Origin of the sequence: Umezawaea sp. Da 62-37 (assembly GCF_032460545.1) — a bacterium.
In the GTDB taxonomy this organism is placed as follows: Bacteria; Actinomycetota; Actinomycetes; order Mycobacteriales; family Pseudonocardiaceae; genus Umezawaea.
This window is the reverse complement of the sequence record NZ_CP135965.1, coordinates 3385091-3409595: the sequence shown is the minus strand read 5'-3', so window position 1 is coordinate 3409595 and position 24505 is coordinate 3385091. Positions and strand designations below refer to the sequence as shown.

Here is a 24505-nt window from a genome sequence, read left to right as displayed (position 1 = left end):
ACTTTGCAGGCCACCCAATCCCAATCCGTACCGGAGCCACCTACCTAATGTCCACCGACACCACCATTGTCCCGGTCGCCAAGGCGCCGAAGCAGGTCGCGATCAACGATATCGGTACGGAGGAGGACTTCCTCGCCGCTATCGACAAGACGATCAAGTACTTCAACGACGGCGACATCGTCGAGGGCACGATCGTCAAGGTCGACCGGGACGAGGTCCTGCTCGACATCGGCTACAAGACCGAGGGCGTCATCCCCTCGCGCGAGCTGTCGATCAAGCACGACGTCGACCCCAACGACGTTGTCAAGGTCGGCGACGAGGTCGAGGCCCTTGTTCTCCAGAAGGAGGACAAGGAAGGTCGGCTGATCCTCTCCAAGAAGCGCGCTCAGTACGAGCGCGCGTGGGGCACCATCGAGGCGCTCAAGGAGAAGGACGAGCCGGTCAAGGGCACCGTGATCGAGGTTGTCAAGGGTGGTCTGATCCTGGACATCGGCCTGCGCGGCTTCCTTCCCGCCTCCCTGGTCGAGATGCGCCGCGTGCGCGACCTCCAGCCCTACGTCGGCCGCGAGCTCGAAGCCAAGATCATCGAGCTGGACAAGAACCGCAACAACGTGGTCCTGTCCCGTCGCGCGTGGCTCGAGCAGACGCAGTCCGAGGTCCGCAGCGAGTTCCTCAACCAGCTGCAGAAGGGCCAGGTCCGCAAGGGCGTCGTGTCCTCGATCGTCAACTTCGGTGCCTTCGTGGACCTCGGTGGCGTCGACGGCCTGGTGCACGTCTCGGAGCTGTCCTGGAAGCACATCGACCACCCGTCCGAGGTTGTCGAGGTCGGCCAGGAAGTCACCGTCGAGGTCCTCGACGTCGACATGGAGCGCGAGCGCGTGTCGCTGTCGCTCAAGGCGACGCAGGAAGACCCGTGGCGCCAGTTCGCCCGCACCCACGCCATCGGCCAGATCGTGCCCGGCAAGGTCACGAAGCTGGTTCCGTTCGGCGCGTTCGTCCGCGTGGACGAGGGCATCGAGGGCCTGGTGCACATCTCCGAGCTGGCCGAGCGCCACGTCGAGATCCCGGAGCAGGTCGTGCAGGTCGGCGACGACGTCATGGTCAAGGTCATCGACATCGACCTCGACCGTCGCCGCATCTCGCTCTCGCTGAAGCAGGCGAACGAGGGCTTCACGGTCGACTCCGAGTTCGACCCGACGCAGTACGGCATGGCCGCCGAGTACGACGCCGAGGGCAACTACATCTACCCCGAGGGCTTCGACGTCGAGAGCCAGGAATGGCAGGACGGCTTCGACAAGCAGCGTGAGGAGTGGGAGCGTCAGTACGCTGAGGCCCACACTCGTTACGAGGCCCACATGAAGCAGGTCGCCAAGGCCGCTGCCGCTGAGGAAGAAGCCGCTGGGGAGACCAACTACTCCTCGGGTGGCGACGCCCCCGCCGCCGCGTCCAGCACCGGCGCCCCGGCCCAGTCCGGCGGCACGCTGGCCAGCGACGAGCAGCTCGCTCTCCTCCGCGAGAAGCTGTCGGGTGGCGCCTGATCCTCACGGATCGCTAGGCGGTAACACCTAGAAGAAGCCCCGCACCACTCCGGTGGTGCGGGGCTTCTTCAGTTTCAGTTCGTGGCAAAGCCCCGCCACCGTTCTGTCCGGCGCAGCCCGAATGCCTTATCGGCACAGCCGATGCCCTGTTCGGCGCAGCTCGGATGCCCAGCCGATGCGAAGCGAGGTGCCTTGCCCGTCGCGGAGCGTCGGGTGCCCCGTCCGAAGGCGAAGCCCAGGATGCCCCGTCGACGCGCAGCGAGATGCCCGGTCCGTCGCGGAGCGTCGGATCCCCAATGTCCAAGCCCAAAGCCAGGCCTTGTCGGGCGGAGCCCGATGCCCGAGTCAGGCGAAGCCTGATGCTGGCGCAGCCAGACCTACCCCTGCACCCGATCCAAAGCCATCTCTATGCTTGTCGACGTTTGTCAAGACAGCTCCATCGTCTTGACAAACGTCGACAAGCATAGAACACTCGGCAACCGGGTAAAGCCACCTGCTCTAAACCCCCCCAACCCACCCCCCGACCACCAACAGTCACCCCCCACCCGAACCGGTCAACCAAAACACCACCCCCTCCCCACCCGCCGCGCCTCTTGGATCCACCCCCCACCCCGCACTAAATTCGTCCTCCTATGCCAGCCGCCAGGTACCTCCCCGCCCTACTGGCCATGTCCACCATGGCCCTGCTGGCCTGCGCCGCCCCCGAGAAACCCGCCGCGCCCCCACCCCAGATCCCCCGGATCGTCATCCCCAGCTCGGTGACCCGCACCCCCGTCATGGCCGATCGCCCCATCCCCGACGACTGCGAACTCATCGTCCCCGCCTCCCAGGTCGCCCAGGGCATAGGCCAAGAACTCCCCGGCAAGACCCGAATGATCATCGGCGTCCCCGAGCCCTCCCTGGCCCGCACCGCCAAGGCCGACTGCTACTACGGCGTCCCGGAGGACAAATCCCTCCCGGACGCGATCGTCGTGGTGGGCCTCTCCACCTACGCCGACGAACCCACCGCCAAGGACCGCGTCACCGAAAGCCTCGACGCGGAACGCGCAGAGGGCGCCACCATCACCGAGATCGACGTCGGCAAGCAGAAGGGCACCCTGGTGGCGAACTCCCAGGAGCACCTCGTCATCGGCTCCCTCGGCACGTCGACCTTCGTCGTCAGGGCCAAGAACGGCGTCCTCCCCGACGACAAGATCGCCTCGGTCCTCGCCGGTTTCGCCGCCCAGTCCATGACGGTGCCGATCTCCTGAAAGACTGACCCCATGTTGCGCGTGGGCCTCTCCGGAGGAATCGGGTCGGGCAAGTCGACGGTCGCCGGCAGGCTCGCCGAACACGGCGCCGTCCTCATCGACTCCGACAAACTGGCCAGGGAAGTCGTCGAACCCGGCACCGAAGGCCTGGCAGAGATCGTCGAAGCCTTCGGCCAAGACGTGCTGGACGAACACGGCGCCCTCAACAGGGCAGCTCTAGCCGCGAAGGTCTTCACCAACGAGACCAACCGCAAGACCCTGAACGCCATCGTCCACCCCAGGGTCGGCGCCCGCACCGCCGAACTGCTCACCGCCGCGGCCCCCGACGCGATCGTCGTCCACGACATCCCCCTGCTCGTGGAGAACGACGTCGCCCCCGCCTACCACCTGGTGATCATCGTCCACGCCGACCCCGACGAACGCGTCCGCAGGCTCACCACCTCCCGCGGCATGTCCGAAACCGACGCCCGCAACCGCATCGCCTCGCAGGCCGACGACGACCAGCGCCGGGCCGTCGCCGACGTGTGGCTGGACAACTCCGGCACCCCCGACCTGGTCCTGGCCGCGGTGGACGAGCTGTGGGCCGACCGCCTGGTCTCCTACGAGGCCAACATCCGGCTGCGCCGGTTCACCCCGCGAGGCCCGAAAGTGGTTCCGTACGACGAAACCTGGCCCGAGCAGGCGACACGGGTCGCCAACCGGATCAGGCTGGCCGCAGGCGGGCTGCGCGTCGAGCACATCGGCTCGACGGCGGTACCAGGCCTGGCGGCGAAGGACGTGCTTGACTTCCAACTGGGCGTCCCGTCGCTGGAGGTCGCCGACGAACTGGCCGAACAGCTGGGCGACGCGGGCTTCCCCCGACTTGAGGGGGCGTACGAGGACACCCCGAAACCGGCGGGCGCGGACCCGGAGCTGTGGCGGAAGCGGCTGCACGTGGGCGCGGACCCGCGCAGGAGGGTCAACCTGCACGTCCGGGTGGAGGGCGGCCCGGCGTGGGAGTGGGCGCTGCGGTTCCGCGACTGGCTGCGGACCAGCCCGGACGAGGTGGCGGACTACCAGGAGTTGAAGCTCGAACTGGCCGCCGAGCACGCCTCGGACGACACCATGCTGGCCTACGCGGAAGCCAAGGAGCCCTGGATGGCCGCCGCGTCGGAGCGGATGGGCTACACCGGCGGCCAGACCTCGTAGAGGCCCCGGTGCATCAGCCACGACGTCATGTCGTGGCGGTGCAGGCTGATCTCCTCGAGCGTGCGGTGCACGGTCCGCAACGCCAGGTCGGCGTCACCGGAGCGGAGCACGCGCCCCGCGACGGCGGCGGCGAACTCCTCCGAGCGCACGATCCGGGCGGTGGTGCCGCCGGGGACCGCGAGGCCCAGCAGAAGGTCGGTGGTGCGCCACGACCGGCCGTCGCGCTCGACGCGGACCGCGGTCAGGACGCTCGGCGTCCGACGCGCGTGGCGCGATCGAGGACGGTGGTGCGTCAGGCGGAGACCCAGGTCCGGGATCAGCCAGGTGACCTCGGAATCGGTGAACGGGTCTTCGGGGGTAGGGCATTCCATCCGGAGTCCCCACCGTTCGACCTCGCAGGTCGTCAGGTGCCGCGACATCCCGGAGGAGTAGCTGCGAACAGCGCTTATGGTGTCGACCGTGTCGACCAGCTGAGGTGTGATGACCGCTCCCACGCGATCCGAGGGTAGCCCTACGTGCGCGCTTGGTAACCCTCCGGGTCGATTCGTTACATCACGGATTGATGCCCGTACCACTCTCCGTACTAGCGCCGTCGCCAGGTCGTGATCGTGCCCTGGGAGGCCAGCCAGCGGATCGCGTCGAACCCGTGCGCGGAGATCCCCGCGACCGCCCGGTAGGTCGTCTCCAACGCCCACTGGGCGCGCGGCGCCGGCAGCAGACCGGCGCCCAGCGCGGTCAGCAGCTCGTCGGTGTCCAGCACGGTCACGCTGTGCCCCGTCCGCACGATCAGGTCGAGGTAGAGGTCGATCGTCTTCCACACGGTGCCGCTCGACGTGATCTCGACTACGTCCACGTAGAGGTCGTAGTCGCGTTCGTGGCCGGGGTGCCACGACTGGCGGGTGACGCGCAGGCCGTGCGCGGGCAGCAGCCACGACTCGAAGTGCGACAGCTGCGGGTGGCCGGGCACCGGGCGGAACATGTAGAGCCCGCTCGGCGAGGTCCGGTACTCCTCGACACCCCGCAGGTGGCCCTTGGGATCGGTGTTGCTCTTCGCGTCCAGGTCGAAGTACTCGATCTTGGGCGGATGGATGTGCGCCGCGGGGGCGGCCTCCTTCGTTCGCATCCCGTTATCTTGCCGAGTCCAACGGCCTACCGATATTGCTACATTCGGTTGAATCCGGTGTCTAAGATCCGCGCATGTTCGGCATCATTCGCCCCTGTCGCAACCGCCTCGGCCCTGAGCTGCGCGAGGCCTGGATGGCCCACCTGTGCGGCCTCTGCCTCGCCCTGCGCGACGACCACGGCCAGTTCGCGCGCGTTGTCACCAACTACGACGGCCTGGCGATCTCGGCCATGGTCGAGGCCCAGTCCGACGCCGGGACCGGCCGCCGCGCCGCGGGTCCGTGCGCGTTGCGGGGCATGAAGACCGCCGACGTGTCGTTCGGCCGCGGCGCGCGCCTGGCCGCGACGGTGTCGCTCGTCCTCGCCTCGGCGAAGGTGCGCGACCACGTGGAGGACGGTGACGGCGTGTTCGCCCACCGGGCCGCCAGGGGAGTGGGCCGCCGGGTCGCGTCGCGGTGGGCCGACCAGGCCGCCGAGACCGGTGCCGACCTCGGGTTCGACACGTCCGTCCTGGTCGAGGCCGTGCGCAGGCAGGAGGAGGTGGAGGCGGCCGCCGGACCGGGCAGCTCGGTGCTGCTGGTCACCGAGCCCACCGAGACCGCGACGGGCGAGGCGTGCGCGCAGACCGCCGTGCTCGCCGGCCGTCCCGGCAACGTCGCCCCGCTGCGCGAGGTCGGCAGGCTGTTCGGGCGGCTCGCGCACCTGCTGGACGCCGTGGAGGACCTCGAAGCCGACCGCGAGTCGGGCGCCTGGAACCCGTTGACGGCCACCGGCACCGACCTGACCGAGGCGCGGAGGCTGTGCGACGACGCCGCGCTCGGCATCAAGCTCGCGCTGCGCGAGGCGACGTTCACCGACGACCGGCTGGTGCACCAGCTGTTCGTGCACGAGCTGAAGACGGCGATCGGGCGCACGTTCGGCGACCCGCACTCCCACCAGCCGCCGCCCCCGCCCGGCTGGCGTCCCGAGCCGGGCATGTACCCGCCGCCCCAGCAGCCGTATCAGGGGAACACGTACGGCCAGTACGCGCCGCCGCCCGTTCCACCCGCGGGCGCACCCGGTGGTGGCACGCCGCCCGGCCCGCCGAAGCCACCGAAGAAGGGCCGCAAGAACCCCAAGCAGCCCGGCCCCGGCAGCTTCCTGTGGGCGTGGCCGAAGCTGGTCTGGCCGCCGCACGGCCGCAACGCGCTGGCGGGCTGCCTCGCGGTGCTCTACCAGTGCGGGACCTGCCAGTACTGCTGCCGCGACCCGCACCCCGGCCCGTGGAGCGGCAAGTGGCGCGACGGCTGGTGCAACGACTGCGACTGCGATTGCGGCGACGCGTGCTGCTGCGACGGCGACTGCTGCGGGTGCGATTGCTGCTAAAGGGGGTTTGACCAGCGCCGATCTGAAATCGTCGGACCCCAGGCGTACCTTCGTGCTGTGGCTTTCCCTACCGAGATCCCCGCTGAGGACGCGACCCCCAAGGCGCACTCGCAGTTCCGGCCCGTCGGCGACATCCCGCGCACCGACGGGCAGTTCCGCATGGTCGCCGACTACGAACCGGCGGGCGACCAGCCCGCCGCCATCGCCGACCTCGAGCGCCGGATCCGCGGTGGCGAGAAGGACGTGGTGCTGCTCGGCGCCACCGGTACCGGCAAGTCGGCGACCACGGCGTGGCTGGTCGAGAAGGTGCAGCGCCCGACGCTGGTGATGGCGCCGAACAAGACGCTCGCGGCGCAGCTGGCGAACGAGCTGAAGGAGTTCTTCCCGGACAACGCGGTGGAGTACTTCGTCAGCTACTACGACTACTACCAGCCCGAGGCGTACATCCCGCAGACGGACACGTACATCGAGAAGGACTCCTCGGTGAACGACGACGTCGAGCGGCTCCGCCACAAGGCCACGATGAGCCTGCTGACCAGGCGCGACGTGATCGTGGTGGCGTCAGTGTCGTGCATCTACGGCCTCGGCACCCCGCAGTCCTACCTCGACCGGTCGATCGACCTGAAGATCGGCGGCGAGATCGAGCGCGACCTGCTGCTGCGCGCGCTGGTCGACGTCCAGTACACCCGCAACGACATCGCGTTCAACCGCGGCACGTTCCGGGTGCGCGGCGACACGGTGGAGATCATCCCGGCGTACGAGGAGCTGGCCATCCGGGTCGAGTTCTTCGGCGACGAGGTCGACCGGCTGTACTACCTGCACCCGTTGACGGGCGACGTGATCCGCGAGGTCGAGAGCCTGCGCATCTTCCCGGCCACGCACTACGTGGCGGGGCCGGAGCGGATGGAGCGCGCGATCGGCGACATCGAGCGCGAGCTGGAGGAGTCGCTGGCGAAGATGGAGCGCCAGGGCAAGCTGCTGGAGGCCCAGCGGCTGAGGATGCGCACCAGCTACGACGTCGAGATGATGCGCCAGGTCGGGTTCTGCAACGGCATCGAGAACTACTCGCGCCACATCGACGACCGGCCCGCGGGCTCCGCGCCCGCGACGCTGATCGACTACTTCCCGGACGACTTCCTGCTGGTGGTCGACGAGTCGCACGTGACCGTGCCGCAGATCGGCGGCATGTACGAGGGCGACGCGTCCCGCAAGCGCAACCTCGTCGAGCACGGCTTCCGCCTGCCCAGCGCGCTGGACAACCGCCCGCTCACCTGGGAGGAGTTCGCCGACCGCATCGGCCAGACCGTCTACCTCTCCGCCACCCCCGGCCCGTACGAGATCGGCCAGGCTGGCGGCGAGTTCGTCGAGCAGGTCATCCGCCCGACCGGCCTGATCGACCCCGAGGTCATCGTCAAGCCCACCGAAGGCCAGATCGACGACCTCGTGCACGAGATCCGCGCACGCGCGGAGCGCGACGAGCGCGTCCTGGTCACCACGCTGACCAAGAAGATGTCCGAGGACCTCACCGACTACCTGCTCGAACTGGGCATCCGGGTCCGCTACCTGCACTCCGAGGTCGACACCCTGCGCCGCATCGAACTGCTCCGGCAGCTGCGGCTCGGCGACTACGACGTCCTCATCGGCATCAACCTGCTCCGCGAGGGCCTCGACCTGCCCGAGGTGTCACTGGTCTCGATCCTCGACGCCGACAAGGAGGGCTTCCTCCGCTCCGGCACCAGCCTCATCCAGACCATCGGCCGCGCCGCCCGCAACGTCTCCGGCCAGGTCCACATGTACGCCGACCGCGTCACCGCCTCGATGCGCCACGCCATCGACGAGACCAACCGCAGGCGCGCCAAGCAGATCGCCTACAACACCGAACGCGGCCTCGACCCGCAGCCGCTGCGCAAGAAGATCACCGACATCCTCGAACAGGTCTACGCCGAAGCCGAGGACGCCATCGAGGTAGGCGGCTCCGGCCGCAACTCCTCCCGCGGCAAACGCTCCACCGGCGAAGCAGGCGGCTCCGGCCGCAGCTCCGGCGTCCTCGCCGACAAGGACCGCTCCGGCATGGCCCGCTCCGAACTCGCCGACCTCGTCCAACAACTGACCGACCAGATGATGAACGCCGCCCGCGAACTCCAGTTCGAACTAGCAGGCCGCCTACGCGACGAAATCCAGGACCTCAAGAAGGAACTACGAGGCATGGACGCCGCAGGCATCAAGTAACCCACACCTCCCGCCCCAACAGGCCGGGACCACAACCAGCGCCCCACAAAGCCCTTCCTCGCCTCGTGGGGCGCTGCCCTCATCCACCCACCCGCCACGCAGATCAGGGAGGCGGCCAGCCGGGCTAACGGGGCAGGCTGGCAGGGCCGGCAGACGACCGGGCAGGTGGACGGCGGGGCTGGCCGGGCTGGCGGGCAGGGTCAGCAGACGGGGCAGCCAGGCGGCCGGTGCAGGCGACGGCGAGGCCTGTCGTCCAGGCAGGCTGGGCAGGCCAGCAGAGCTGGCAGATGGGACCGGCAGGCGGCCGTGCAGGCCAGCGGGGCTAGCAGGCGACCGGGTAAGACCAGACAGGGTGTGGCAAACGTGTGGGCGGACACCGCCTCGGCGGCCTCTGTGTACGGGTGGGCGCGGTCGCCAGGACCGCGTCCGCAGCAGGAGCCGGATGCTCGCTTCGACGCAATCGAACGCCCACCCGACAAACCGATACCTAGTCCACCGCAGCCCAGACACCCGCTTCGACGGATTCGGATGCTCCATCAACGGAGCCGATGCCTGGTCCAGCACAGCCCGGATGCCCCGTCGGCGCAGCCGATGCCCTGTCCGGCGTAGCTCGGATGTCTTGTCGGGCGACGCCCGATGCTTGATCGGCGGAGCCGATGCCTGGTCCGGCGCAGCTCGGATGCCCGGCCGATGCGAAGCGAGGTGCCCTGTCCGGCGCGGAGCGTCGGATGCTTGGTCAGGCGGAGCCTGATGCTGGCGTAGCCAGACCTACCCCTGCCCCCGATCCGAAGCCCGCTCTGGGGTTGACGTGGCTTGTCAAGATGGCTTTATCATCTTGACAAGGTGCGTCAAGCCTGGAGACACTCGGCGACCGGGGTGCAGGCATGTTCCCTAAACCCGACCCACCGCCTCGGTCTCCAACCCCAGTCCCCGCTCCAAATTCCCAGCCATCCTCCCCAAAACCCCCACCACAACCGAATACTCCTCCGCCCCCACCCCCTCCATCACCAACTCCCGCACAGCCCCGACCTCCACCACCAACCGCGCATGCTCCACCCGTCCAGCCTCGGTAAGCGCACCCCCGTCCACCAACCCCCGCCGCTCCAAATCCCCCACCACCCCCTCCGCCGAAAACGGCCCCAACGCCCCCGCAACCCCCTCCCTGTCCAACGTCCCCGAAGCGAGCACGTTCAACACCTGCCAATGCCTCCGCGTCAAATCCCCGAGCGCCGCGACGAACATCGCCTCGATCAACCCGTCCAAGTGCTTCAACCAGTACCCGATGGGCCTCAAGCCAACCTCCATGTAACCTGACAACTAGATGCACCCAAGCATGCAACAGGAGCCCCATGGAAGACAACCTCGCAACCGTCGAGCACGCCATGGTGGAAATCCGCCGCCGCCAAACCCGCCGCGCCCTCGCGCGAACCGCCCCCGCCCACGACCCCGCCGCCTTCGACGTCCTCGACGTGATCGAAGCCGCCGAACGAACCGACCAACCCGCCACCGTCACCACGGTCGCCACCGACCTGGCCGTCGACCAACCCCGCGCCAGCAAACTCGTCGCCAGAGCCGTGACCGCAGGCCTCGTCGAGCGGATAGCTGACCAACAAGACGGCCGAAGGGCGTTCCTCCGCCGAACCGACGCGGGCCGCGACGCATCGGCACAAGTGCACGCCACACGGCAAAAGGCCTTCGACCAAGCGATGCACGACTGGACCGACGCCGAAAGAGCCGAGTTCGCCCGACTCGTCCTCCAATTCGCCAACGCCCTGCCCTAGCGGAGAATCGCCACATGACCCTCGACGACCTCATCGCGCACTGCCTGGCGAAACCGGGCGCGGAGGAGACCTATCCCTGGGGCGACGCGGAACTGGTCTGCAAAGTCGCGGGCAAGGCCTTCGCGTTCATCGGACTGGACGCCGGAACGATCGGTCTGAAGTGCCCGAACGACGCGGAAGAACTTCGCGACAGGTATCCGGACGACGTCAAGGCCAGTGCCTACATCGGACGGTACGGGTGGAATTCCGTGCGCGCCAACGGGGGCGTGCCGGTGGACGAGTTGCGTGAACTGGTGGATCGTTCGTACGAGGCCGTGGTGTCGAAGCTCCCGAAAGCGAAGAGGCCCTAGTGCCGCAAGCGTTCGCGGGGTGAAGTACTACGGTGGTGTCCGGGCATCGGACGTGGTCAACACCGGAGGTAGTTCGCGTGGCTTATTCGGCCGAGATCAGCAGGGTCAACCCGACCTGCTTCGTGTTCCTCGTGGACCAGTCGGCGTCCATGAACGATCCCATCGGCGGGGACAGCCCGCAGCGCAAGGCCGACGTGGTCGCGGACGCGATCAACCGGCTGCTGACCGAGCTGTCGGTCAAGTGCGCCAAGGAAGAGGGCGTTCGGGACTACTTCCACGTCGCGGTCATCGGGTACGGCAGCTCCGTCGGGTCCGCGTACGCGGGGTCGCTCGCGGGGCGTGACCTGGTGCCGTTGAGCGAGGTCGCGGACAATCCGGCCAGGGTCGAGGAGCGGGTCAAGAAGGTGCCGGACGGCGCCGGTGGTCTGGTCGAGACGACCACGCGCTTCCCGGTGTGGATGGACCCGGTGGCGAACGCGGGCACGCCCATGTGCCGTGCCCTGCAGTACGCCGAGTCGATCGTGGCCAAGTGGCTGGTGGAGCACCCCGGCTGCTTCCCGCCGATCGTGCTGAACCTGACCGACGGCGAGTCCACCGATGGCGACCCGGACGCCCCGGCCGCGGGCATCCGCGCGCACGCCAGCGCCGACGGTGCCGCGCTGCTGTTCAACCTGCACGTGTCGGCGGGCGGCGGTGAGCCGGTGACGTTCCCGGACGCCGACGGCGGCCTGCCGGACGCCTACGCGCGGACCCTGTTCAACATGTCGAGCGTGCTGCCGACGGACATGCGCTCCTACGCGGCGACGCAGGGCTTCTCCGTCAGCGACGCGACCCGCGGGTTCGTCTACAACGCGGACATCGCGTCGATCGTGCAGTTCCTGGACATCGGCACTCGCGCGACCGACCTGCGCTAGCGCATGTGGGCCTACGTCTCGACGCTGTCCGTGCACAAGGACGGCGCGACTCCCGAGGAGTGCGAGGACGCGGCCGGGGTGGTGCCCGTCATCGAGTCGGACGAGCCCACGGACGGCGCGGTGTCGGTCGCGGTGTCCGACGGCGCGTCGGAGAGCCTGCTCGCGGGCCCGTGGGCGCGGCTGCTGGTCGAGTCGACGGTGGAGGCCGTGCGGGCGAAGCCGGAGGTGCTGCACAGCGACTCCGGGTTCGCCCGCGTCGTGCTGGACGCGGTGGACGACTGGGACGGGTGGCTGGCCGGATACATCGCCGGACGCGAAGCGGAGGACCGGCCGATCAAGTGGTACGAGCAGCCGGGCCTCGACCGGGGCGCGTACGCGACGCTGCTCGCGTTCCACCTGACCGACGTGGGCCTGTGGCACGCGGCCGCCCTGGGCGACAGCTGCCTGTTCCAGGTGCGGTCCGACCGGCTGCTCCGGGCGTTCCCGGTGGAGACGGCCGTGGCGCTGGGCACCTCGCCCGCGCTGCTGAACAGCCGCAACCGCGACGAGGCCCTGATCGCGTCGAAGGCTGGGTTGGCCAACGGCGACTACGAGGAGGGCGACCAGTTCTTCCTGGGGACCGACGCGATCGCGCACTGGTTCCTCAGCGAGGTCGAACAGGACGACTGCCCGTGGGAGGTGCTGAGGGACCTCAGCGCCATCGGCAGCCAGGAGGCGTTCGCGAAGTGGGTCGCCGATGAACGCGCGGGTGGCCGGATGAAGAACGACGACGTGACGCTCGTGCACGTCGACCTGGGGTAAGCGCGATGGCGACGGCGAGATTCCCGTCCGGGGCTGCCTACGTCGAGGCGCTCCAGAACACCGCGCTGTGCTTCGACGACCCCGAGCTCAAGGGTGCCCGCGTCGAGCTGGACAAGCTGTCGCGGCCGAGGGCGATCTCGGGGAACTTCGCGAGCGTGTTCTCGGTGACGGCGGCCAACGGGCGGCGCTACGCGATCAAGTGCTTCACCAGGGAGGTCACCGACCAGGAGGTCCGCTACCGCGCCGTCAGCGACCACCTGGCCAAGCTCGACCACCGCTGGAAGGTGGGGTTCACCTACCTGCCGCACGGGATCATGGTCGAGGGCCGCCGGTACCCGATCCTCAAGATGGACTGGGTCGAGGCCACGAGCCTGACCCGCTGGCTCGACGACCACGTGAACGACTCGGCGGCCGTCGCGCAGGTCGCGGAGCGGTTCGCCGAGCTGGTGGGGGAACTGGAGTGGGCCGGCATCGCGCATGGCGACCTCCAGCACGGAAACCTGCTGGTCGTGGGCGACGGGTCGCTGCGGCTGGTCGACTACGACGGCATGTTCGTGCCCGCGCTCGCGGGCTCGGGCGCCGCCGAGATCGGGCACCGCAACTACCAGTCGCCGTCGCGCACGCAGTCCGACTTCGACGCGACGATCGACCGCTTCTCCGCGTGGGTGATCTACCTGTCGCTGGTGGCCGTCGCCGCGGAACCCGCGCTGTGGGGTCAGCTCCGCGAGGAGGGCGGCGAGTACCTGCTGCTCACCGAGGAGGACTTCACCGACCCCGAGGGCTCCAGCCGGTTCTCCATCCTGCTCAACCACGTCGCACCCGAGGTGCGCGTCCTGGTCGGGCACGTGCAGACCCTCGTCGGGACCCCGCCGAACCTGCTGCCGGAGCTCAAGCCCATCCCGGTCGACTCGCTGTCGCCCCGCTCGGCGTTCCACCAGCCCACGATCTCGGGTCTGCCCGCGTGGATGGTCGACCACGTCCCGGAGTCCGACCCGGTCCCGGACAAACGGTTCGCCCCGCGCGGCGCGCTCGTCTGGTCGGCCACGCTGCTGCTCGTCGCCTTCGTCGTGGGTGCGGTGCTGCTCGGCGCGATGGCGCTGGTCACGCCCTTGGTGGCCGCCGGGTTCGGTGCCATCGGCGTCGTGCTGTGGCTGGTGGACCTGGCCGTGCTGTACCTGCGCGGCCCCGAGTCGAGGGCCGCCAAGCAGGCCAGGACGCAGCGCGACGAGGCCAGGCAGGAACGGGTCGCCGCCGACGTGGAGCTGAGCGTGGCCACGCGCCGGTCCGACGAGCTGGTGAACGCCGCCAAGGAGATCGCCGAGACCGGCCGCAAGCGCAGGCAGACCATCCAGGCCACGCACGGCAGCGAGCTGGCGGTGTTCAACCGGGATCACTCGAAGCACCTCGCGATGCTCGCGGGCGAGCGCACCGGCATCAGCAACCAGCTGCGCCAGGAATTGGCCCAGGCACTGCTCGCCGCGCAGGCCGAGCACGTGCGGAGCAAGCTCGCGAAGATCGAGATCGCGTCCAGCGGCCTCGACGGCTTCGGCGGCAAACTGATCCGCAACCTGCACGACGCGGGCATCGTGACGGCGGCGGACTTCGACGGCGTCGGCTACATGGTCAACGGCCAGTTCCAGAACCGGATCGCCCAGTTCCACCTGACCTCGGGTTACTCGGTCCGGGTCCCCGGCATCGGCGAGGTCAAGGCGAACCGGCTGGAGGAGTGGCGCAGGGAGCAGGAGCGCACCGCCCGCCGCACCCAGCCGATCAGGCTCGGCGACGGCCAACTGCGGGTGATCGAGGCGCGTTTCCGCACCCAGATGCTCGCGCTCGGCACGACCGAACAGCAGGCCCAAGCCGTCGCACAGCAGCGCAAGACCCTGCTCAACCAGCGCCTCACCCGCGACCTCGCCGCCTTGGACGTCTCGCAGCGCACGGCCACCGCACAGGCCGCCCAAGAGCAGAGCAGGCACCTGCCAGTCCTCCGCAAGGCCCAGGCGGGCGCCGAACGCGCCACCCGCCGGTACGAACTGGCCGAGCAGGAAGCACGCGCCTACCGACCCATCACCTACCCGCGCTTCGTCCTGTTCTCCCTGATCGGCCGCTGACCCGACCACGGTCGGCGGCCGGCCGGGACGGCGTCAGGAACGCGGTTCAGGCTGGATCATCCCGAAGACGTTGCCCTCGGTGTCCTTGTAGTACGCCAACTTCCCCACACCCGGCACGGTGTCCTTCGCCAACGCCACCACACCACCCGCCCGCTCAGCCGCCCCGATGTAGGCATCGATGTCATCAACCGCCACAACCATCGACGCCCCGTTGATCGGCCCGTCAACAGCGGGCTCCGGTCCACGCCGCTGGGTGAGCCCACCGTTGATGCCGTCACCCTCGTCACCGGTCACGATCGACCAGTACGGCATGTCCCCGTACTGCTGGAACTTCCACCCGAACGTCGACTCGTAGAAAGCCCTGGCACGCGCCAGGTCCGAGGCGTGGATCTCGAAGTGCACTGGACGAGGCATACGCCGGACGCTACGCCCGAAACCACCCCCTATCCAGCACCACCACCCCCACGAACAGGCCCGGATCCGGCCCATCGACACCGCGGCCACCGTGGACCAGGAGGAACCGCGGGCGCTGCCAAGCGAGTCGCGGAACCCAAGCTGGAGAAGGACATCCCGCGCAAGACCACCACGTACCTGCCAAGGATCACCCATCCGGCGATGCTGGAGATATTGCCCCGCTGCGGAAGCCCGACCGGCATCCGCAAAGCCAGCCGACGCAAACTCGCCGCCAAGCACGCTCCGCGCATGGGCACCAGGCTGACCGAGGAGATCACGGCCGCGTTGGCCGAGTAGACGGTGACGGTTCCGGGTACGGCCGACACCGCGCTAGCCGACTGGCCGACAGCCTAAAAACCGTTCTGGCACAACGCAAACAGGTCGCCACCGAGGTCGAGGGGACCCTCAATGCTCACCCTCTCGCCCGGATCCTGCTCGAAGTCGGCGACGCCTCCGAATCCGCCTCCTCCGGACATCTGGCCACCTACGCCGGGATCGCCCCGGTCATCCGCAGCTCCGGAAGCAACATCAAGGGCAAGCACCCCGCCAGGTCGGGCACCGCAAGCTGAAACGGGCCTTCTTCCTGTCCGTGTTCGCCGCTCTGTCCAACCCGACCAGCAGGACCTACCACCAGCGGAAACGAGACGAGGACAAGAAACACAACGTCGCGCTGATCTGCCCGGCACGACGAACCCGAACGTGCCCGCACCCGGAGAACGGCGGGCACCGATGACCTGTTTCGAGCTGCCGAGAGCCACACCGGCGACCACCCACGCCAACCGGCAGCACCCCGCCGCACCAGCCCAAACGACAAGGGCCCCCGGCGTCGATGCGGATCTCTCAACCCACACCAACCCCGGAGGCCCTCCACTCCGACCACCGAACTAGCTGGTCACATCCTTGGTCCGGAACCTCCGAGCCGCCAGCACCGTGAACAGCCCCCCGTACGCCAGCGCCGAGAACACCCCCTTGGTCATGTCCGACCAGTCGATGTCCGTCGACAGCAGATCCGCCCACGACAGCGCGTAGTGCGTGGGCAGGTACTGCCTCAGGTCCCCCAGCGCGGTGATCTGGTCCAGGATCTGCGACAGGATCGACGCCAGCACGGCCCCGCCGACCGCACCCAGCGGCGCGTCGGTGGCCACCGACAGGAACAGCGCCAGCCCGGCCACCCAGAACAGGTGGACGGCGATGTAGCAGACCGCCAGCACCAGCGCGGTCACCCCGTCGGAGAACGACGCCGCCTCACCCGTCGGGCTGACCAGCTCGCCCGATCCGTACCAGACCACGCCGACGGCCAGCGCCACCGCGGGCAGCAGGATCAGTGCGAAGATCGACAGCAGCCCCGAGGAGATGGCCTTGCGGCGCATCAGCCGGTGCCGGGGGATGGGCGCGGCGAGCAGGTACTTCAGGCTCGACCACGACGCCTCGCTGGCGATCGTGTCGCCGAAGAACAGCGCCACGATCATCGGCAGCAGGAAGCTGCTCGTCACGAACAGCGTGAGCAGCACGAAGTTCACGCCGCTCGCGGTGGCCAGGTCGACGAAGCCGCCCGACCGCCGGTTCGGCGAGGACTCGCCCAGCTCGAACGAGATCACCAGGACGAACGGCAGCAGCACGAGGAACGCCAGCACGAGCTGGGTCCTCCGCCGCCGCAGTTGGCGGATCAGCTCCACCCGCAGCGGCATGGTCTTGCGGGCCCGGTAGCCGACGGTCGACCCGTCCGGCGCCACCCGCGTGACCTCGCCCGCCACCGCGTCCGCGAGGTCGTCGATGGCGGCCGAGTCCGTGTGGACGCTGTTGTCCCCGGTCTCGACGACGGCGGTGTCGAGACCGGGATCGGTGTCCTTCTTCGCGGCGCTCACGTGGAAGTCCCCTCTCCGACCAGTTCCAGGAAGGCGTCTTCCAGCTTGCGGCGCGGCCCGACCTGGTCGACCGAGACCCCGGCCTTGACCAGTTCGGTCAACGCCTCCGAGCGCGGCGTGCCGTTGAGGCCCGCGTGCACGAGTTCGCCGTCGACGTGCACGTCGTGCACGCCGTCGATGGCGCGCAGCACGGTCGCCGCCCGCATCGGGTCGCCGACCTTGAACGTCGCCTCGCCACCGCCCTGGGCGATGTCCTCGACGAGCCCGGCCGCGACCAGCTTGCCCTTGTGCATCACCACGACGTGGCTGCAGGTCTGCTCGACCTCGGCCAGCAGGTGGCTGGAGACCAGCACCGTCCGGCCCGCCGCCGCGTAGCGGCGCAGCACGTCGCGCATCTGGTGGATCTGGGGCGGGTCGAGCCCGTTGGTGGGCTCGTCCAGCACGAGCAGGTCCGGCAGGCCGAGCATCGCCTGGGCGATGGCCAGCCGCTGCCGCATGCCCTGGCTGTACGTGCGCACCTTGCGCTCGACGGCGTTGCCGAGGCCCGCGATCTCCAGGGCCTCCTCGAAGTGCGCCTGCTCGACCGGTCGGCCGGTGGCCGCCCAGTACAGGTGCAGGTTCGCGGTGCCGGACAGGTGCGGCAGGAAGCCCGCGCCCTCGACGAACGACCCGATCCGCGACAGCACGGGCGCGCCGGGCGTGATCTTGTGGCCGAACACCCTGATACCGCCCTCGGTCGGGTGGATCAGCCCCATCAACATGCGCAGCGTGGTGGTCTTGCCCGCGCCGTTCGGCCCGAGCAGGCCCAGCACCTGGCCGTGCTCCACCCGGAAGGACAGGTCCTTCACGGCGGTGAGCTTGCCGGGGTAGGACTTCGTCAGGTTCTCGATCACCAGCGGCACCGAGGTCAGCTCGGGGTCGACGTCCGCGGCGAGCCTGCGCCGGAACGCGGCCACGACACCCACCACGACGAAGGCCAGCAGCACGATGCCGATGCCCCACAGCGCGGTGGTCGCGAGACCGGTCGTGGTGTTCGTGCCCGACACGGTGGGCAGCTGGATGTTCTCGTCGGCCAGCGCGATCCGGTACGCCGCGGGCGCCTCGGTGTTCGCGTACGCCTGGTCGGTGGTGGCCACGACGAGCTGCACGCGGTGGTTGCTCTCGACCGGCCGCACCACGCCCGCCAGCGTCACGGTCACGTCGACCGGGGTGCCGTCGGCGGGCAGCGAGCCGATCCGGACCGGCGCCACGGCCGCGCCCGGCAGCGTGCGGGCGCCGTTCGCGTCGGCGTCGTAGAGCTTCACGAACAGCACCGTGCCGTCGGCGGGCACCGGTTGGCCCGGCACCGCCGCGACCCGCAGTTTCACCGTCGGCGAGCCCGCGACCAGCACCTGGGAGGTCAGCTGGTCGGAGCTGAACACCGCGGCCTGGCCCGGCAGGTCGATCGACAGCCTGCTGGACAGCGAGCTGGACCCGCTGAGCACCGAGCCGAAGCCGGGGAGGCTGCTCACCGCGGCCGGGTTGCCGCCCGCGGGGTTCACGACGACCTGCTCACGGCCCTTGAGCGGCAACGACGTCCGCGAGGTCGCGTCCTGGCCGGTGAGGCCGGGGTAGCTCGCCGCGGACACGGTCCGCACCGACGTGGTGCCGTTCGTGCGGAACGCGCCCTGCACCGAGTACTCGAAACCGGTGCCGGGGTCGGTGCCCTTGCCCTGGAGGTGGAACGCCATCCAGTCGGCGATCTCGCCGCGCAGCGCGGCTCCCGGACTGCCGCCGTCGTGGCCACCGGCGTACCAGACGACCTTCACCTGCGCGCCGTTCGCGCTGATCTGCCGGGCGTTCGCGTCGGCCTGGTCGAGGCCGAACAGGGTGTCCTGCTCGCCCTGCACGATCAGCGTCGGCTGCTTGATCCCGCTGTTGTAGGACACGGGGGAGACGTCGCGCAGCAGCTTCACCGTCGCGGCGCTCGCCTTGCCGGTGGTCGCGACCTCGGTGTACGCGGCGCACACCTCGGCGGTGAACCGGCCGCACGGGTCCGGGGTGGGCTGCGTGCCCGCCTGCTGGCGGCCCTGGCCCTGGCTCTGGCCGGAGGCGACCGCGGAGGCGTCGGCCACCGCGTTGCCCGCGGCGGTGTCCTCCTGGCCCGGCTCGGCCGCTTCCCGGCCAGGACTCGCGCCGTCGCTGCCGGAGAGGCCCGCCGAGAAGAAGATGCCCGCCCACGAGCGCTTGAACACGCCGTCGTCGCCGAACGACCCGGCGGCGGGCGTGGCGTCGGTGGGCGACCCGGTGGCGCCCGCGTTGGGCAGCAGGGCCTGCGACAGGTCGTTGTAGGTGATGACGGGCGCGAGCGTGTCGACCCGCTTGTCGGCGGCGGCCAGCAGCAGCGACAGCGAGCCGCCGTAGGAGCCGCCGGTCACGCCGACCCTGGGGTCGCCGGGCCCGTCGGTCTGCACCTCTTCGCGGGTGGCGAGCCAGTCGAGGAGCTTCTGGGCGTCGGCCACCTCGCGGTCGTTGGCGTTCAACGAGATCTTGCCGGTGCTGCGGCCGAAGCCGCGCGCCGAGTAGGCCAGCACCACGAAACCGCGCTGGGCGAGTTCGGTGGCCTGGGCGGCGACGCTGGTCTTGCTGCCGCCGAAACCGTGCGGGAGCAGGATCGCGGGCGCGGGCGTCTGGACGGGCAGGTACAGCGTGGTGTCGATCTGGATCGTCTGGGAGCTCCCAGGACTTTCCGGCACGTCGATCACCGCGTCACGGGTGCTCACCGGCGGAGGGGCGTCTTCCGATCGTGTCCAGAGCACGGTGCCGCCGATGAGGGCGAGCACCACGAGCACGATGGGGAGAGACCACCTGCCGCGGAGGCGGGAGAGGTGGGACACGGGATTGACCTTATTGGAGGTTTGCTGAGAAAGGGCTGAAGGTGTACGGGCGGCGTTGCGGCGCCCTTTCGGCCGGTGGGCGAATTAGCTGGTGGGCGGGGGTGGTTCGGGCCGGCCGCGGGTGCGCCTGGTCACCACGAGTGGCGCGGGTGCCTCGGTGTAGGACAGACTCATGACGAGCGTGGAGGGGAGTACTCCCAACGCGGCGGTGTCGTCAGCACGGTGGTTCGACCTGAGAGCCACCCGGTGCCGCCGGTCGACAGCGGAAGTCGCTGTTGGCGGAGGAGACCTCCGGGCATTGGCATGCGCCTGTCCGGAGGTTGGAAAAATGGTAGTTCCCGCGTGGCTGTGGATCGCTACGATCGCCGGTCTGCTGGTACTCCTCGCCGTCGACCTCGTCATCGTGGACCGGAAACCGCACGAGGTCACCATCGGTGAAGCCGGCCGCTGGGTGGCCTTCTACGTCGCCGTCGCCCTCCTCTTCGGTGCGGGGCTCTACTTCTTCGGCGACGCCGAGGCCGCGACCGGCTTCTTCGCCGGGTACATCACCGAGTACTCGCTCAGCGTGGACAACCTGTTCATCTTCCTGATCATCATGACCACGTTCAAGGTGCCCGCGATCCACCAGCACAAGGTGCTGCTGATCGGCATCCTGATGGCACTGGTCATGCGCGGCATCTTCATCGCCGTCGGCGCCGCGGTCATCTCGCAGTTCAGCTGGGTTTTCTACATCTTCGGCGCGTTCCTCATCTACACCGCGTACAACCTCGCGAAGACGAACCACGACGAGGACGAAGAGGACTTCAAGGAGAACGCCGCGCTCCGGATCGTGCGCAGGATCTTCCCGGTGTCGGACAAGTACCACGAGGCCAAGTCCTTCGTGAAGATCGACGGCAAGCGCTTCGTCACCCCGATGTTCATCGTCATCGTCGCCATCGGCACCACGGACCTGCTCTTCGCCCTCGACTCGATCCCGGCCATCTTCGGCCTCACGAAGGAACCGTTCCTCGTCTTCTCCGCCAACGCCTTCGCCCTGATGGGCCTGCGCCAGCTGTACTTCCTGCTCGGCGGCCTGCTCAGCAAGCTGGTGTACCTGTCGGTCGGCCTCTCGGTGATCCTCGGCTTCATCGGCGTCAAGCTGATCCTGGAAGCCCTGCACACCAACACGTTCTCGTTCCTCAACGACGGTGAGGGCCTGCCCGTCCCCACGATCGGCATCGAACTCTCGCTCGCCGTGATCGTCGGCGTCCTGGCCATCACCACGGTGGCCAGCCTCATCAAGGTGAAGCGCCACCCCGAGGCCGCCAAGCACGTCGCGGGCACGCTCTAGCCGGGACGGGGCCGGTGGGCGGACGGGATTCCCGTCCACCCACCAGCCCCATCCCGTCAGATCACCCGCCTGCCGTCCATCCACACCCCGCGGATCGCCTCGCGGAACTCCGCGCCGCTGCGCGCGGCCAACTCCTCCGCGTCTCCCCGCACCAGCACCAGGTCCGCCTTCTTGCCGGACTCGATCGTCCCCAGCTCACCGTCCACACCGAGCAGTTCGGCGGCCGATCGCGTGGCGGCGTGCAGCGCGGCCGCGGGCGACAGTCCACAGGCGACCATCAGCGGCAGCTCCTCCAGGTTGTACCCGTGCGGCCCCACGCCGGAGTCCGATCCCATGGCGATCTTCACGCCCGCCTCGACGGCCATCCGCACGGACTCGTCGTGCCGGGCCGCCACGCTCGTGGCCTTCTCCCGGATCAGGTCGGACACGTTCATCCCGTCCGCGATCTGCTTGAGCACCGCCCGCGGCGCCGTCAGCGTCGGCACCAGCCACGTGCCGTTGGCCAGCATCAGCTCGACGGCCTCCTCGTCGAGGAACACGCCGTGCTCGATCGAGCGGACGCCGTTGCGCGCGGCGACCTTGATGCCGTCGGTGGCCTGGGCGTGCGACATGACGAAGAGGCCGGCGGCCCCGGCCTCGGCGACGACCATCGCGACCTCCTCGTCGCGGAACTGGCCGAGCCGCGGGTTCGAGCGCGGGGACAGCACGCCGCCGCTGGTCGCGATCTTGATGACGTCGGCGCCCGCCCGCACCAGCTCGCGCACGATCCGCCGCAGCTCCTCCGGGCCGTCGCCGACGCCGCCGGGCGCGCCGGGGTGGTGCACCGCGCCGTGGACGCCGCACGGCATCCACTCGTCGCCGTGACCGCCGGTCTGCGACACCATGCTGATCGCGATCTGCATCCGCGGTCCGGCGATCAGGCCGGTGCGGACGGCCGTGGCGACGCCGAGGTCGGAGCCCAGCGCGTCGCGCACGGACGTGATGCCGCACTCCAGCGTCGCCCGCATGTTCCCGATCGCCTGGTAGAACGGCAGCGAGAACGGGGTGTTCAGCGACTTCACGGTGTCGATGTCGCCGAACATGAAGTGCGTGTGGCAGTCGAACAGGCCGGGCAGGACCGTGTGACCGGTGGCGTCCACGACCTCGTCCCCGTCGAGCCCCGTTCCGACGTCCACGATCCGGTCGTTCTCGACCACCACGTCACCGGGCCGCGCGGACGCGCCGGAGCCGTCGAACACCTTGCCACCTGCGAACACGATCCGAGTCATGGCACCGCAATCCTGTGTGATCGTCAATAAATCTCGTGAGCCTTGCTAAGAATAGTGGGGTAACGTGCTCCCTCGTGCGCCCCGATGACCTGAAACTGCTGTCCGTGCCCGGCCCGCTCGCGCTGCACGGCGACCTCCTCCTGGTCACCGTGACGAGCCCCGACCTGACCGCGAACGCCTACCGAGGCGGTCTGCACCGCGTGCCGCTGGACGGCGGCGACCCCGTGCGCTGGACGTGGGGGGACCGCGACCAGGCCCCGCGCGTCTCGCCGGACGGCAGGTGGGTGGCGTTCCTGCGCAGCTCAGGCCAGGGCAAGGCGGCCGTTCCGCAGCTGCACGTGCTGCCCGCCGACGGCGGCGAACCGCGCCGGATCACCGACCTGCCGCTCGGCGCGGGCACCCCGGTGTGGGCCCCGGACTCGCGGCGGATCGCGTTCACCGCCCGGATTCCCGAGGCCGGTCGCTACGGCGCGACGCTCGTCGAGGGCGAGGACGCCCCCACCCCGGACGCCGAGGCACCGCGCCGGATCACCCGTCTGGACTACCGCGCGGACGACGTCGGCTTCCTGGGCGACCGGGTGCCGCGACTGCACGTCGTGGACGCGCTCGACCCCGACGCCGAGCCGGTCGAGCTGACCGACGGCTCGTTCGACGTCGCGGAGCCGACGTGGACCGCGGACGGCGAGCGGCTGGTCTTCGTGGCCGACCGGGACTTCGGCGTCGTCGAGTCGCTGCACAACGACCTCTGCTCCGTGCCCGCCGACGGCGGCGAACCGGAACTCGTGCTGCGCACCGCGGGCAGCGCGACGCACCCGTTCCACGGCCCCGACGGCACGCTGCACTTCCTGGCCAGCGAGTTCACCGGCACCAACGGCGTGGCGCGCAACCTCGGCCTGTGGTCGTACTCCGGGGGCACCGCGACCAGGCTCACCGACGCCGAGACCGTCGACTGCGAACGCGCCGCCGGCATCCCGGTGGTCACCGACTCCGGCATCCTGGTCGCGGTCCGCAACCGCGGCGCCGTCGAACTGCGCCGGGTGCCGCTCGACGCGTCCGACGCGGTGCTCGACGACCTGGAAGTCGTTGCGGGCCAAGGTGGTGAGGTCAAGGCGTTCGGCGCGCACGGCGACCGCGTGGTCGCCGTCGTGTCCACTTCGGACAACCCCGGTGAGGTCGTTCTCGTCGGCACCGGCGTGATCACCGACTTCGCGGCCCCGCTGCGCGAGGCGGGCGTGCGCACGTCGGTCGAGCTGAACGGCACCGCCCCCGACGGCTACCCGGTGCACGGCTTCCTGGTCCTGCCCGAGGGCGAGGGTCCGCACCCGGTGGTGCTGGCCGTGCACGGCGGCCCGTTCATGTTCCACACCAGCGGTTTCTTCGACGAGGCGCAGGTGTACGCCAGCGCCGGGTACGCCGTCGTGCTGCCGAACCCGCGCGGCTCGGCGGGCTACGGCCAGGCGCACGGGCAGTCGATCATCGGCGGTTTCGGCACGGTCGACGTGGACGACGTGCTCGCCCTGCTCGACGTCGCGCTGGAACGCCCGGAACTCGACGCGGGCCGGGTGGGCGTGATGGGCGGCTCCTACGGCGGGTTCATGACCAGCTGGCTGGCCTCGCACCACGGCGAGCGCTTCCGCGCCGCGTGGAGCGAGCGCGCCGTGAACGCCTGGGACTCATTCGTGGGCTCGTCCGACATCGGCTGGTTCTTCACCGACGCCTACTGCGGCACCGACCCCGCGGACCACCACGCGATGAGCCCCCTCACCCACGCCGACAAGATCACCATGCCGTTCGCCGTCGTGCACTCCGAGCACGACTGGCGCTGCCCGCTGGAACAGGCCCAGCGCATGTTCGTCGCGCTGCGCCGCAACGGCGTGCCCGCCGAAATGCTGATCTTCCCCGGTGAGGGCCACGAACTCACCCGCTCCGGCAAGCCGCGCCACCGCCACCAGCGCTTCACCGCCGTCCTGGACTGGTGGTCCAGGCACCTGGGCTGAGCGACCCGCCGGGGTGCGACTTCCGGTGGAAGTCGCACTCGGGCGTGGACGGGATGCCCCAATGGCT

The 24505-nt window shown here is 69.6% G+C and carries 19 protein-coding genes and 1 pseudogene; 13 read left to right on the top strand and 7 right to left on the bottom strand.

Annotated elements, in window-relative coordinates; all coding sequences use genetic code 11:
* The first annotated feature begins 47 nt into the window (after window positions 1–47).
* From rpsA to coaE, 3 genes are all read left to right on the top strand, one after another.
* Window positions 48–1538, top strand: coding sequence for a 30S ribosomal protein S1 (gene rpsA / locus RM788_RS14925; protein WP_106187723.1), 1491 nt, complete (start codon window positions 48–50; stop codon window positions 1536–1538).
* Window positions 1539–2170: 632 nt separating this feature from the next.
* Window positions 2171–2788: a hypothetical protein gene (locus RM788_RS14920; RefSeq protein WP_315932264.1), complete on the top strand. Its 618-nt coding sequence runs from the start codon at window positions 2171–2173 to the stop codon at window positions 2786–2788.
* A 12-nt stretch (window positions 2789–2800) separates the two neighbouring features.
* A complete protein-coding gene (gene coaE, locus RM788_RS14915; RefSeq protein ID WP_315932263.1) occupies window positions 2801–3976 on the top strand; it encodes a dephospho-CoA kinase in 1176 nt (391 codons plus the stop codon).
* On the opposite strand, the gene RM788_RS14910 is transcribed toward coaE, so the two are convergent.
* Together RM788_RS14910 and RM788_RS14905 are read right to left on the bottom strand one after the other, a co-directional pair.
* Window positions 3952–4470 carry a ribonuclease FAU-1 family protein gene (locus RM788_RS14910; RefSeq protein ID WP_315932262.1) on the bottom strand — a complete coding sequence of 173 codons (519 nt, stop codon included), beginning with the start codon at window positions 4468–4470 and terminating at the stop codon, window positions 3952–3954. The genes coaE and RM788_RS14910 overlap by 25 nt on opposite strands.
* An 89-nt stretch (window positions 4471–4559) precedes the next feature.
* Window positions 4560–5099, bottom strand: coding sequence for a ribonuclease FAU-1 family protein (locus tag RM788_RS14905; RefSeq protein WP_315932261.1), 540 nt, complete (start codon window positions 5097–5099; stop codon window positions 4560–4562).
* Between the two features lie 74 nt (window positions 5100–5173).
* Here RM788_RS14905 and RM788_RS14900 point away from each other — a divergent pair, with 74 nt between their 5' ends.
* A complete protein-coding gene (locus tag RM788_RS14900) occupies window positions 5174–6463 on the top strand; it encodes a DUF5685 family protein (protein ID WP_315932259.1) in 1290 nt (429 codons plus the stop codon).
* A gap of 57 nt (window positions 6464–6520) precedes the next feature.
* Window positions 6521–8692 (top strand): excinuclease ABC subunit UvrB, encoded by a 2172-nt coding sequence (gene uvrB / locus RM788_RS14895; protein ID WP_315932257.1) that lies wholly within the window; start codon window positions 6521–6523, stop codon window positions 8690–8692.
* 891 nt (window positions 8693–9583) lie between these two features.
* Here the strand turns inward: uvrB and RM788_RS14890 are convergent.
* Window positions 9584–10009: a winged helix DNA-binding protein gene (locus tag RM788_RS14890; RefSeq protein WP_315932256.1), complete on the bottom strand. Its 426-nt coding sequence runs from the start codon at window positions 10007–10009 to the stop codon at window positions 9584–9586.
* Between the two features lie 32 nt (window positions 10010–10041).
* On the opposite strand from RM788_RS14890, the gene RM788_RS14885 reads away from it, so the two are divergent.
* The 5 genes from RM788_RS14885 (at window position 10042) to RM788_RS14865 (ending at window position 14649) form a co-directional block, all read left to right on the top strand.
* Complete coding sequence (locus RM788_RS14885) at window positions 10042–10473, top strand: MarR family winged helix-turn-helix transcriptional regulator (RefSeq protein WP_315932254.1); 432 nt, start codon at window positions 10042–10044, stop codon at window positions 10471–10473.
* A 14-nt stretch (window positions 10474–10487) separates the two neighbouring features.
* Window positions 10488–10823, top strand: a complete 336-nt coding sequence (locus RM788_RS14880) for an MmcQ/YjbR family DNA-binding protein (RefSeq protein WP_315932252.1) — start codon at window positions 10488–10490, stop codon at window positions 10821–10823.
* A gap of 77 nt (window positions 10824–10900) precedes the next feature.
* A complete protein-coding gene (locus RM788_RS14875; protein ID WP_315932251.1) occupies window positions 10901–11737 on the top strand; it encodes a vWA domain-containing protein in 837 nt (278 codons plus the stop codon).
* A 3-nt stretch (window positions 11738–11740) separates the two neighbouring features.
* Window positions 11741–12538 (top strand): hypothetical protein, encoded by a 798-nt coding sequence (locus RM788_RS14870; protein WP_315932250.1) that lies wholly within the window; start codon window positions 11741–11743, stop codon window positions 12536–12538.
* Between the two features lie 5 nt (window positions 12539–12543).
* Entirely contained in the window at window positions 12544–14649 is a 2106-nt protein-coding gene (locus RM788_RS14865; protein WP_315932249.1) for a protein kinase domain-containing protein, read from the top strand.
* 33 nt (window positions 14650–14682) lie between these two features.
* Here RM788_RS14865 and RM788_RS14860 read toward each other — a convergent pair whose 3' ends face one another.
* Window positions 14683–15063: a VOC family protein gene (locus tag RM788_RS14860; RefSeq protein ID WP_315932248.1), complete on the bottom strand. Its 381-nt coding sequence runs from the start codon at window positions 15061–15063 to the stop codon at window positions 14683–14685.
* A 180-nt stretch (window positions 15064–15243) separates the two neighbouring features.
* Between RM788_RS14860 and RM788_RS14855 the strand changes: the two are divergent.
* Window positions 15244–15793, top strand: a pseudogene (locus RM788_RS14855) (transposase); the annotation flags it as partial.
* 193 nt (window positions 15794–15986) lie between these two features.
* Here the strand turns inward: RM788_RS14855 and RM788_RS14850 are convergent.
* On the bottom strand, window positions 15987–16967 hold the full coding sequence (locus RM788_RS14850; RefSeq protein WP_315932247.1) for an ABC transporter permease: 981 nt from the start codon (window positions 16965–16967) through the stop codon (window positions 15987–15989).
* Entirely contained in the window at window positions 16964–19843 is a 2880-nt protein-coding gene (locus RM788_RS14845) for an alpha/beta fold hydrolase (protein ID WP_315932245.1), read from the bottom strand. The genes RM788_RS14850 and RM788_RS14845 overlap by 4 nt, the downstream gene beginning before the upstream one ends.
* 328 nt (window positions 19844–20171) lie before the next feature.
* Here RM788_RS14845 and RM788_RS14840 point away from each other — a divergent pair, with 328 nt between their 5' ends.
* Entirely contained in the window at window positions 20172–21173 is a 1002-nt protein-coding gene (locus tag RM788_RS14840) for a TerC family protein (protein WP_315932243.1), read from the top strand.
* Between the two features lie 56 nt (window positions 21174–21229).
* Here the strand turns inward: RM788_RS14840 and RM788_RS14835 are convergent, their stop codons facing one another.
* The gene (locus tag RM788_RS14835) at window positions 21230–22441 is read right to left on the bottom strand and encodes a metal-dependent hydrolase family protein (protein ID WP_315932242.1); all 1212 of its coding nucleotides are present in this window, start codon (window positions 22439–22441) and stop codon (window positions 21230–21232) included.
* A gap of 74 nt (window positions 22442–22515) precedes the next feature.
* Here RM788_RS14835 and RM788_RS14830 point away from each other — a divergent pair, with 74 nt between their 5' ends.
* Complete coding sequence (locus RM788_RS14830) at window positions 22516–24438, top strand: S9 family peptidase (RefSeq protein ID WP_315932240.1); 1923 nt, start codon at window positions 22516–22518, stop codon at window positions 24436–24438.
* Window positions 24439–24505 lie beyond the last annotated feature (67 nt).